This is a genomic window from Solibacillus sp. FSL R7-0682 (assembly GCF_038005985.1).
Classification (GTDB): domain Bacteria; phylum Bacillota; class Bacilli; order Bacillales_A; family Planococcaceae; genus Solibacillus.
Genome location: NZ_JBBOUI010000001.1, coordinates 85,926 through 97,500 on the forward strand (window position 1 = coordinate 85,926; position 11,575 = coordinate 97,500).

The following is an 11,575-nucleotide window of genomic DNA, read 5'->3' on the forward strand; positions in this document are numbered from 1 at the left end:
ACTTTTAGAAGTAGGTGACGAGCGTGATACTAGTAATGGATGCTGGTAATTCGAATATCATTTTAGGTGTATATGAACAAGATCGACTTCGCTACCATTGGCGGATGGAAACAGATCCACGAAAAACAGAAGACGAATATGCCATGCAAATAAAGGCTTTCTTTTCACATGAAGGTTTATTATTTGAACAAATTAAAGGAATTATTATATCCTCAGTGGTACCGCCAATCATGTTTTCCCTTGAAGCGATGTGTCAAAAATATTTCCATAGTGCACCGCTTATCGTAGGTCCAGGTGTCAAAACAGGCTTAAATATAAAATATGAAAATCCACGTGAAGTTGGAGCAGATCGTATTGTAAATGCAGTAGCTGCCCTTTCAGAATACGGAGGGAAACCACTTATTATCGTCGATTTCGGAACAGCGATTACGTATTGTTATATAAATGAACAAGGTTTTTATATGGGTGGCGCTATTGCACCGGGAATTGGTATCTCGACAGAAGCTTTATATGCACGTGCATCAAAGCTACCACGTATCGAAATTATGCGCACAGAACAAGTGGTAGGTAAAAACACAATTGCGGCAATGCAAGCAGGGATTTTTTACGGATTTATTGGCCAAGTAGAAGGTATTGTCGGTCGCATGAAGGCACAGAGTAAGGTAGAGCCCTTAGTTATTGCTACAGGTGGCTTGGCAAAATTGATTGCAAATGAGACACAAATTATTGATGTCGTTGATCCTTTTTTAACATTAAGAGGCTTATATATCATATACAAAAGAAATCAATAGAAATGAGGAATTTACAACATGAAAGACTACTTAGTTAGAGCGATTGCATTTGACGGCCAAGTACGTGCATTTGCAACGACAACAACAGAAACTGTAAGTGAGGCACAAAAACGTCATAACACATGGCCAATTGTATCAGCTGCATTAGGTCGTTCTATGACAGCATCTGTAATGATGGGTGCAATGCTAAAAGGTGAAGATAAAATTACTGTTAAAATTGAAGGGAACGGTCCGATCGGTCCTATGGTTATCGATGCAGATGCAAAAGGAGATGTGCGTGGTTTTGTTACAAATCCACATGTACACTTTGATTTAAATGAGCACGGAAAATTAGATGTACGCGCAGGTGTAGGTACAGAAGGCGCATTAACAGTCGTAAAAGATTTAGGCATGCGCGACATGTTCTCTGGCCAAACACCCATTGTGTCAGGGGAAATTGCAGAAGACTTCACATATTACTTCGCAACTTCTGAACAGGTGCCTTCATCTGTCGGTCTTGGCGTATTAGTAAACCCGGATAACACAATTTTAGCTGCTGGTGGTTTTATCATTCAGTTAATGCCTGGCTGTGAAGATGACACAATTGATGAAATCGAAAAACGATTATCTTCGATTGAGCCAGTTTCAAAAATGATTGAAAAAGGCTATACACCAGAGCAAATTTTAGATGCAGTTTTAGGTGAAGGAAATGTACAAATCCTTTCATCAATGCCTGTTAAGTTCCAATGTCAATGTTCAAAAGATCGTTTCGGTGCGGCAATTATTGGTTTAGGTGTACAAGAAATTCAAGAAATGATTGATGAAGACGGTCAAGCAGAGGCACAATGTCATTTCTGCTTAGAAAATTATCACTTCTCTAAAGTAGAGCTAGAAGGCTTCATTGATGAGATCCAATCGTAATTTACAGCAAAAAACACCACAAACACCGCCAAATATACCGTTATCCCAACGTCGTTTAAAAACAAAACCTACGTTAATTTTATTGTTAATTTTAGTAGTCGGAAATTTATTTTGGTTCGTGTTATGGTTACTCCCATCAGATGATAATTCATCTAAAAACGGTAGCGAGAAAGTCGCTACCGTCGATGGAGAGGTTATTACACGCCAACAGTGGCTAGCTGCGATGGAAAACCGTTATGGGAAAGAAACATTACAAGGGTTAGTCAATGAAGCAGTGATGGAAAAAGCCGCAAAAAAATATAAAATCGATGTTTCAGATAAAGAAATCGATTTAGAAATTGCATTATTACGTTCGGCACAAGATTCGAACGATACTTCTTTACATAGTTTATCGACGGAGCAATTACGTCAAAAAGTACGTGCGCAGCTGATTTTAGATAAAGTTTTAACCAATGATGTAGTTGTTGAAGAGCAAGAAGCAGAGGCGTATTATAAAGAGAATCAGTCCCTTTATAATATTCCAACTACATACCGTACAAGCATGATTGTTGTTAATACAAAGGAAGATGCAGAGCGTGTACAAAAAGAGTTAAAAAATGGCTCAGAATTTGCAGTATTAGCCCGAGAGCATTCTTTAGATACTGCTTCTTCAAGTCTTGGTGGGGACATCGGTTTTATAACGGAAGATCAATCGACTGTTGACCAGGCAATAGTATCGGCAGTAAAAAAGCTAAAGGCAAATGACATTTCGAAATCATTTGTTTTAAGTGATGGTCGGTATGCCATTGCCTATGTAGCAGAAATTACCGAAGGCCAATCTTTTTCATATGAAGAAGTTGAGAATCATGTAAAGCGTCAGCTCGCATTAGAGCAATTACCACCATCAATTACTCCGGAAGCCTTTTGGGCAGAGTTTGAGGCCACATGGTTTTACGGCGAGGCGACAAAATAAAAATGGGAAGGAGCTGTCAAAAAATATTTTTTGTTCAGCTCTTTTTCTTTTGCAAAACAGTTCCTTTTAAGGAAAAATGAAAGATACCTTATTAAAATTAAATAATCAGAAAATTTATTTGAAATTGTTGGCGTAGATCATTGACAATTACTAATAAAAATTGATAAGATACGAATTAAGGAAAACCTATTAAGTTAGTAGGAATTGAGAGGGGATTAGTTTAAATGAGCAAATTAGCAAATTCAGTGGCGGACTTAGTAGGACGCACACCAATCGTAAAATTAAACAATGCAACAAATGAAAATGAAGGTACGGTATATGTTAAGCTTGAGTACTTCAACCCAGGTTCTTCTGTAAAAGATCGTTTAGCTTTAGCGATGATTGAAGCGGCAGAAAAAGATGGCACATTAAAGCCGGGTGGGACAATTATCGAGCCAACTTCAGGTAACACAGGTATCGGTCTAGCGATGATCGCTGCAGCAAAAGGTTACAAAGCGATTTTAGTAATGCCAGAAACAATGTCATTAGAGCGTCGTAACTTATTACGTGCATATGGCGCAGACTTAGTATTAACACCAGGTCCAGAAGGGATGAAAGGTGCAATTGCAAAAGCAGAAGAATTATCTGCTTCAGAAGGCTACTTCTTACCACAGCAATTCAAAAACGAAGCAAATGCTGAAATCCACCGATTAACAACAGGACCAGAAATTATTGCGGCATTTGAAGAAGAAGGTTTACAATTAGATGCTTTCGTATCTGGTGTTGGTACAGGTGGTACGATTACAGGTGCGGGTGAAGTATTAAAAGAGAAATACCCAGAAATTGAAATTGTAGCAGTTGAGCCAAAAGATTCTCCTGTCCTTTCAGGTGGTAACCCTGGTCCACACAAAATTCAAGGGATTGGTGCTGGATTTGTTCCAGATGTATTAAATACAGAAGTGTATACATCTGTGTTCCCAGTAGAAAATGAAGTGGCATTCGAGAATGCACGTAAAGTAGCACGTGAAGAAGGTATTTTAGCTGGTATTTCGTCTGGTGCAGCTATTTATGCAGCGATTGAAACAGCAAAACGTCTAGGTAAAGGTAAAAACGTATTAGCGATTATCCCATCAAACGGTGAACGCTACCTATCTACTCCTTTATACCAATTTGAAGACTAATCATAAAATTTATATTAGACCATTCTATGAGTGCGAACTTATAGAGTGGTTTTTTGTCTATTTAATACTGAAATTCACCGCTTATCATTAATAAATGGATTTTTCCAGCATTTTCGAGTTTAATTAAGAAAATAAGAAAAGCAGGTGTTAAATGTATGCAGCAAGTAGAGTACCAAACTTTTTCACTGACAAAAGATGAGTTTTATTATAGTTTTCAACAACAAACAAAAAATGAAAAGGCACGAGTATTTTTGGAAAGTGGTCGTGGTGGCCATTATTCGATTGCGGCATGGCAACCAATTGCGACGACTAAATCTATCCAGGGAGGCCTACAAATTACATGGCAATCTGGCGAGGTAGAAGTAAGACAAGGGGAAGCGCTTGAACAACTTGAAGTATTAATAAAAGATTATTACTATGCGCCAATTCCAAATTTACCAGATTTCCAAGGTGGAGCAATTGGATTTATTTCGTATGACTATGCTCGCACAATTGAGGTATTGCCTGCACTAGCAGAAGATGATCTTCAAGTACCGGATATTTTCTTTTATTTATTTGAATCATGGGCAGTACATAATGTAAAAACAGATGAAGTAACATTAATGAAGCTTAAGAATAGTTCAGTTGATTTGAATGAATGGCGTGAGGCGTGGCAAAAACAGGCGACATTAGGTCTGGAAAACCGCCATTTCAATCAAGAGGCGGCTAAAGATATTAAACAAGATGATAATGAATTACAAGTATCCTTCCAAGACGAAGATTTTGAAAGGGCTGTAGAAAAGATTCAGCAATATATCGGGCAAGGCGACGTTTTCCAAGTGAACCTATCAGTGCGCCAAGGGAAAAGGTTACAAACTGCGCCGATTACGGTATTTGAAGCAGTTCGTTCATTTAATCCTTCGCCATATATGGCTTATATTGAAAGTGAAGATTTTGCTGTTGTAAGTGGCTCTCCGGAATTACTCGTGAAGCGAAAAGGCCAAGAGCTTTCAACTAGGCCAATTGCAGGGACACGTCCTCGCGGTGATTCGAAAGAACAAGATGAAGCACTTGCCAACGAGTTGATCCATCACGAAAAAGAACGGGCAGAACATGTTATGCTTGTTGATTTAGAGCGCAATGATTTAGGGAGAGTTTGTGAATACGGAACAGTAGAAGTGAATGAATTTATGGTGATTGAGTATTACTCTCACGTTATGCATATTGTATCCAACGTCCGTGGCAAAGTTGCGACAGGAAAAACGAATACAGATGTCATTCGTGCCATGTTCCCTGGGGGCACGATTACGGGGGCACCAAAAATCAGAACGATGGAAATTATTGAAGAATTAGAGCCTGTTCGGCGCGGGCTTTATACAGGATCGATTGGCTGGATTGGTTATACGGGCGATTTAGAGTTAAATATCGTCATTCGCACAGCATATATTAAAGACGAAATGGCCTATATTCAAGCAGGTGCAGGTATTGTCATCGATTCAATTCCAGCAAATGAATACATTGAATCGATGAATAAAGCAAAAGCAATGTGGCAAGCAAAGGCAATGGCAGAAGGGGTGGTTCGATGATTTTAATGATTGATAATTATGATTCCTTTACGTACAACTTAGTACAATATTTTGGTGAATTCGGACATGAGCTCGTTGTAAGACGGAATGATGACATTACAATCGAAGAAATTGAACAGCTTGCCCCAATGATGTTAGTAATTTCGCCAGGGCCCTGTACACCAAACGAAGCAGGGGAAAGCTTAAACATTATTGCGCATTTTGCTGGAAAGATTCCGATTTTAGGTGTGTGCTTAGGGCATCAGGCTATTGCACAAGTATTTGGCGGAAAGGTCGTAAGGGCAGAACGCTTAATGCATGGTAAAACGTCCCCGGTGTTTCATAAAGGAATTGGACTGCATTATAAAAATACAAGTCCCTTTGCTGCAACACGTTATCATTCGCTCATTGTTGAACCGGAATCCTTACCAGATTGTCTTGAAGTGACTGCCTGGACGGAAGAAGGCGAAATTATGGGGTTACGACATAAAGAGTACCAGGTTGAAGGCGTACAATATCACCCAGAATCCATTATGACGGAAGATGGTAAGCAACTGTTACGTACGTTTATAGAGCTTTATTGTCAGGTGGTGAAGTAATGCTTTGTTGGATGAATGGTCGTTATATGGATGAAAAGGATTTAACAATTTCACCATTTGATCATGGCTTTTTATACGGTCTAGGATTTTTTGAAACGTTTCGCACATATGAGGGACAAGCTGTTTACTTACAAGAACATTTCAATCGATTGCTTGAAGCGTTAAAGGAATATCGGATTGCATTTCCTTATACAATTAATGAAATTCAAGCAGTTATTAAAAAGTTAAATGAACAGGATGGTCAGGAAGGTTATTTCCGCTTGAACGTCTCCGCGGGTGCTCATCCGATTGGACTTTCCCCAACCGAATACAATTCCCCAACAGTTATTCTTTTTCGAAAAGAACTACCTAACATTGTACGCGGTAAAGAAAAAGAAGCGGTATGGCTACAAACGGTGCGTAATACACCTGAGCAACAAATACGTCTAAAAAGCCACCATTATGGAAACAACGTAAAAGCACGAATGGAGCTACCAAATCTAGCTCAATATGAAGGCTTTTTTACCGATGCACAAGGCGTTGTGGCGGAAGGGATTACGTCGAATGTATTTTGGATAAAAGATGGTATACTATATACGCCTTCTGTTGAAACAGGCATTTTAAATGGGATTACACGCCAAATCGTCATTGGACTGGCAGAGCGTTTGGTGATTCCTGTGCGTGAGGGACGCTTTTTGAAGTGGGAACTTGAACAGGCGGATGAATGCTTCGTTACAACGGCGGTTCAAGAGCTAGTGCCAATTGTCTGTATTGGAGGCATTCGTTTTGCGGGTGCTGAAGGTAAATACTATCAACAATTACACAATGCATATTTGCAAAAAATCGTAGCACATTTAGGAGAACATAAATGTTAGAAAACTATAAAAAGCCACTTGTTTTGAATGGCATTGAGCTTGATTTTATGAAAGAAACATTTGTTATGGGAATTTTGAATGTCACACCGGATTCCTTTTCGGATGGTGGGCAATTTGACTCTGTGGAAGCAGCCGTCGCACAGGCGAAAAAAATGGTTGCAGAGGGCGCAAAGATTATCGATGTTGGGGGAGAATCAACACGTCCAGGCTACACACGAATTTCTGATGAAGAGGAAATCGCGCGTATTACCCCTGTCATTGAAGCATTAGTAAAAGAAGTGCCAGCGATCATTTCCGTAGATACGTATAAAGCAACAGTTGCCAAAGCAGCTATTGAAGCGGGTGCACATATGATAAATGATATTTGGGGTGCAAAGGCGGATCCACAAATGGTACAGGTGGCGGCAGAGCTAAACGTTCCAATTATTTTAATGCACAACCGTGAATCTGCCGAGTACACGAATTATTTTGAAGATTTTATAGAAGATTTAAAAGAAAGTATTATGATTGCCAAACAAGCAGGTATTCCTGACAATCATATTTTTCTTGATCCGGGAATTGGCTTTGTGAAAAACTTGGCACAAAGTATTGAAACAATGCAACGCTTAGATGAGCTTGTCGCACTTGGCTATCCAGTTCTATTGGCTACTTCACGTAAGCGTATGATAGGTGCAGTTTTGGATTTACCGGTAGATGAGCGTGTGGAAGGAACAGCAGCTACTTGTGCATTCGGTGTACAAAAGGGCTGTCACATGATGCGTGTGCATGATGTGAAGGAAGTCGCACGTACAGTCAAAATGATGGATGCATTAGTAGGGAAGTTTTTAGTACAAGGTGAATTAACACCGAGACATTAAGGAGTTAACGATGGATTACATTCATTTAAGAGAAATGCAGTTTTTTGGTTATCACGGCGTTCTACCAGAAGAAAATGTATTAGGTCAACGCTTTCGTGCAAACGTTTCATTGGCGGTTAATATAAAGCGCGCAGGGGAAACGGATGAGTTAGACGATACAGTAAGCTATGTGGGTGTTTACGATATTTGCAAAGAAATTATTGAAGGCAAGCCGTTTAAGTTAATTGAGGCTGTTGCTGAAACGATCGCAATGCGTATTCTTACACAATATGAAGGGCAAGTATTTGGTTGCCGCATAGAAGTTGTAAAACCTGACCCTCCAATTCCAGGGCACTACAAAGAAGTAGCGGTCGATATTACAAGAGGTACATTTATATGAATAGAGCCTTTTTATCGATTGGAACGAATATTGGCGAACGAGAGCAAAATTTACAAGAGGCTGTTCGTTTACTAAGTGGGCATGATGCCATTACAATTACAGCTATTTCTTCAATATATGAAACTGCAGCGGTCGGCTATACAGAGCAAGCTGACTTTTTAAATATTGCGGTCGCGCTAGAAACGCCCGTTGACGCGGCTAATTTGCTAGCGATTTGCCAAGGGATTGAAAATAAATTAGGGCGTATCCGTGAATTCAGATGGGGTCCTCGAATTATTGACCTTGACATTTTGCTATATAATCACGAAAATATTGAGACTGAAAGCTTAATCGTCCCGCATCCAAGAATGTATGAACGTGCTTTCGTTCTAGTACCGCTTCAGGAGATTATGACGCCAAAATATGATATGCTTGAGGATGTGCAACAAGCACTACAAGCATTTGATTTGCAGAAAGAGGGCGTCAAGCTTTGGAAAAAGGTCAATACGGCCGAAGAATTCGTGCCTTTCGAAAGTTAAAACGAATTCAACAGACAGAATTTGCAAAACGTATAGGCATATCTGTGACAACTTTAGGGCGTATCGAGCGAGGCGAAAAACTGCCTAAAGAAGAAACGCTCCAAACGATTGCAGATGAGCTATCGATAGATATTGAGGAATTAAAAGGTCAATAACCTTATGGAGGGAATATGATGTCAAACATCGAGCAAAAACCTTTCCAAATTGGCGACATTGTAATGGACAACCGTGTCGTTCTTGCTCCAATGGCAGGGATTTGTAATTCGGCTTTCCGTTTAACGGTTAAAGAGTTTGGTGCAGGTCTTGTTTATGCAGAAATGATTAGTGATAAGGCAATCAATTTCCGCAATGAAAAAACAATGGGCATGCTTTATATTGATGAGCGTGAGAATCCATTAACATTACAAATTTTCGGTGGCGATAAGGATAATCTTGTTCAAGCTGCAAAGTATGTAGATAAAAATACGACAGCGGATATTATTGATATTAATATGGGCTGTCCTGTAAATAAAATCATTAAATGTGAAGCCGGTGCAAAATGGCTCCTTGATCCGAATAAAATTTACGAAATGGTTTCGGCAGTAGTAGATGCCGTGGATAAGCCTGTTTCCGTAAAAATGCGTATCGGTTGGGACGACGAACGTGTATTTGCGGTAGAAAATGCACAAGCAGCAGAGCGTGCAGGTGCAGCGGCAATTGCGATGCATGGTCGAACGCGTGTACAAATGTATGAAGGTAAAGCAAACTGGGATGTATTAGCGGAAGTTAAGCAAAACATCAATATCCCATTCATTGCCAATGGGGATGTAGAAACGCCACAAGATGCAAAGCGTATTTTAGAGCATACAGGGGCAGATGCAGTTATGATTGGTCGCGCGGCACTAGGAAATCCGTGGATGATGTATCAAACGGTGCGTTATCTAGAAACAGGAGAGCTTACGCCAGAGCCATCAGTTCGCGAAAAAATGGACGTTTGTTTGCTTCACTTTGAACGCTTAAAAGCACTAAAAGGTGAAGTAGTTGCTGTACGTGAAATGCGCAAGCATGCTTCATGGTACTTAAAAGGTATACGTGGGAACGGAAAAATCCGTAATGCTATTAACATGGCGGAGACTGAGCAAGAGTTACGTATGTTAATTAATGGTGTGGTTGCGGAATACGAACAAGATGCAATCCAGGATGAGCAAGCTCAATTAGAAATGGTATAAACTAAAAGAAAGGGTGTCCGCTAGGGAAGCGGCCCCTTTTTTGTATGGGTGTAAATGAGAGTGATATTTTGCTAAAACTATCATTTAACAGAATTATTAAACATTTCAAATTAATTCGAAACAGATGAATCACCTATTAAAATACTGTACAATAGAAACATTATGGACAATTGTGCCGTGACATGAGCGCAAAATTATGAAGGAGTGAGACACGTGTCAAATATCGAAGAATTAAACGACCAACTTTTGGTGAGACGCCAAAAGATGACTGATATTCGTGAGAACGGTATGGACCCATTCGGTGGCCGTTTTGATCGTACACATTTATCAAACGAAGTAATTGCAGAAAACGAGCAGTTCGATAAAGAGCAACTTGAAGAAAATTTACGCGAAGTGGTAATCGCAGGACGTATTATGACAAAGCGCGGTAAAGGTAAAGCTGGTTTTGCGCATATTCAAGACTTAGGTGGCCAAATCCAAATTTACGTACGTAAAGATGCAATTGGTGAGGAAGCATATGAATTATTCAATAAAGCTGACCTTGGTGATATTGTTGGAGTTAAAGGGAATGTATTCCGTACACAAGTAGGAGAGTTATCAGTAAAAGCGACTGAGTTCACTTTCTTAACAAAAGCATTGCGCCCGTTACCAGACAAATTCCACGGCTTAACAGATATCGAGCAACGTTACCGTCAACGCTACGTAGATTTAATGACAAACGAAGAAAGCAAAAACACATTCATCGTGCGTTCTAAAATTATCCGTGCAATACGTAATTATTTAGATAACAATGGCTATTTAGAAGTAGAAACACCAATGTTACACACAATTGCTGGTGGTGCAGCTGCTCGTCCGTTCATTACACACCACAACGCATTAGATATGGAATTATACATGCGTATCGCAATTGAGCTACACTTAAAACGTTTAATCGTTGGTGGATTAGAAAAAGTATATGAAATTGGCCGTGTATTCCGTAACGAAGGAATTTCAACACGTCACAATCCTGAATTCACAATGATTGAATTATATGAAGCGTATGCAGATTATAAAGATATTATGGACTTAACAGAAAACTTAATCGCACACGTTGCGCAAGATGTGTTAGGTTCAACTTCTGTACAATACGGGGAAGACACAATTGAATTAGGTGTAGGCTGGAAACGACTGCATATGGTAGATGCAGTTAAAGAAGCGACTGGTGTAGATTTCTGGGCACCGATGACGGTGGAAGAAGCACGCACACATGCAGCTGAGCATGGCGTAGAAATTAAAGAATCGCATGAAGTTGGTCATATTATTAATGAATTCTTTGAGCAAAAAGTCGAAGAGACGTTAGTGCAACCAACATTCATTACAGGTCACCCTGTTGAAATCTCACCTCTTGCGAAGAAAAACCCAGAGGATTCACGCTTCACGGATCGCTTCGAGTTATTCATCGTTCGTCGGGAGCATGCCAATGCCTTCACGGAGTTAAATGATCCAATCGATCAACGTGAACGCTTTGAAGCACAAATGGCAGAAAAAGCGGCTGGTAACGATGAAGCGCATGAAATGGATAACGACTTCATTGAGGCATTAGAATATGGTATGCCGCCAACTGGTGGACTAGGTATTGGTATTGATCGCTTAATTATGTTACTAACAAATTCACCTTCAATTCGCGACGTACTATTATTCCCAACAATGCGTCACGTTTCAAAATAGTTTTTAATGAATGAGAGAGGATGTTATTTTGACATTCCTCTCTTTTTTTAATTATGTTAAACGTTTGGTATGTAGTGTCTTCTTATATAGAAGAAAGTAATTAAAA

At 39.7% G+C, this 11,575-nt stretch carries 13 protein-coding genes; all 13 read left to right on the forward strand.

The window, feature by feature from the left end:
* The first annotated feature begins 23 nt into the window (after window positions 1–23).
* The 13 genes from MKZ17_RS00425 (at window position 24) to lysS (ending at window position 11,469) form a co-directional block, all read left to right on the forward strand.
* The gene (locus tag MKZ17_RS00425; RefSeq protein WP_340721872.1) at window positions 24–791 is read left to right on the forward strand and encodes a type III pantothenate kinase; all 768 of its coding nucleotides are present in this window, start codon (window positions 24–26) and stop codon (window positions 789–791) included.
* A gap of 18 nt (window positions 792–809) precedes the next feature.
* Window positions 810–1,691, forward strand: coding sequence for an Hsp33 family molecular chaperone HslO (gene hslO / locus MKZ17_RS00430; protein ID WP_340721873.1), 882 nt, complete (start codon window positions 810–812; stop codon window positions 1,689–1,691).
* Window positions 1,675–2,643, forward strand: a complete 969-nt coding sequence (locus MKZ17_RS00435; protein WP_340721874.1) for a peptidyl-prolyl cis-trans isomerase — start codon at window positions 1,675–1,677, stop codon at window positions 2,641–2,643. Before hslO ends, MKZ17_RS00435 begins: the two co-directional genes overlap by 17 nt.
* Window positions 2,644–2,867: 224 nt before the next feature.
* Window positions 2,868–3,803 carry a cysteine synthase A gene (gene cysK, locus MKZ17_RS00440; protein WP_340721875.1) on the forward strand — a complete coding sequence of 312 codons (936 nt, stop codon included), beginning with the start codon at window positions 2,868–2,870 and terminating at the stop codon, window positions 3,801–3,803.
* 155 nt (window positions 3,804–3,958) lie between these two features.
* Window positions 3,959–5,368 carry an anthranilate synthase component I family protein gene (locus tag MKZ17_RS00445; protein WP_340721876.1) on the forward strand — a complete coding sequence of 470 codons (1,410 nt, stop codon included), beginning with the start codon at window positions 3,959–3,961 and terminating at the stop codon, window positions 5,366–5,368.
* Window positions 5,365–5,946, forward strand: coding sequence for an aminodeoxychorismate/anthranilate synthase component II (pabA, locus tag MKZ17_RS00450; protein ID WP_340721877.1), 582 nt, complete (start codon window positions 5,365–5,367; stop codon window positions 5,944–5,946). Before MKZ17_RS00445 ends, pabA begins: the two co-directional genes overlap by 4 nt.
* Window positions 5,946–6,800 carry an aminodeoxychorismate lyase gene (pabC, locus tag MKZ17_RS00455; protein ID WP_340721878.1) on the forward strand — a complete coding sequence of 285 codons (855 nt, stop codon included), beginning with the start codon at window positions 5,946–5,948 and terminating at the stop codon, window positions 6,798–6,800. The genes pabA and pabC overlap by 1 nt, the downstream gene beginning before the upstream one ends.
* Window positions 6,794–7,657 carry a dihydropteroate synthase gene (folP, locus tag MKZ17_RS00460; RefSeq protein WP_340721879.1) on the forward strand — a complete coding sequence of 288 codons (864 nt, stop codon included), beginning with the start codon at window positions 6,794–6,796 and terminating at the stop codon, window positions 7,655–7,657. Before pabC ends, folP begins: the two co-directional genes overlap by 7 nt.
* A gap of 10 nt (window positions 7,658–7,667) precedes the next feature.
* Window positions 7,668–8,036 carry a dihydroneopterin aldolase gene (folB, locus tag MKZ17_RS00465; protein WP_340721880.1) on the forward strand — a complete coding sequence of 123 codons (369 nt, stop codon included), beginning with the start codon at window positions 7,668–7,670 and terminating at the stop codon, window positions 8,034–8,036.
* Window positions 8,033–8,554, forward strand: a complete 522-nt coding sequence (gene folK, locus MKZ17_RS00470; RefSeq protein WP_340721881.1) for a 2-amino-4-hydroxy-6-hydroxymethyldihydropteridine diphosphokinase — start codon at window positions 8,033–8,035, stop codon at window positions 8,552–8,554. Before folB ends, folK begins: the two co-directional genes overlap by 4 nt.
* Window positions 8,506–8,709, forward strand: a complete 204-nt coding sequence (locus MKZ17_RS00475; RefSeq protein WP_340721882.1) for a helix-turn-helix domain-containing protein — start codon at window positions 8,506–8,508, stop codon at window positions 8,707–8,709. The genes folK and MKZ17_RS00475 overlap by 49 nt, the downstream gene beginning before the upstream one ends.
* An 18-nt stretch (window positions 8,710–8,727) precedes the next feature.
* On the forward strand, window positions 8,728–9,762 hold the full coding sequence (gene dusB / locus MKZ17_RS00480; protein WP_340721883.1) for a tRNA dihydrouridine synthase DusB: 1,035 nt from the start codon (window positions 8,728–8,730) through the stop codon (window positions 9,760–9,762).
* Window positions 9,763–9,966: 204 nt separating this feature from the next.
* A complete protein-coding gene (gene lysS, locus MKZ17_RS00485) occupies window positions 9,967–11,469 on the forward strand; it encodes a lysine--tRNA ligase (RefSeq protein WP_340721884.1) in 1,503 nt (500 codons plus the stop codon).
* Window positions 11,470–11,575: the final 106 nt, after the last annotated feature.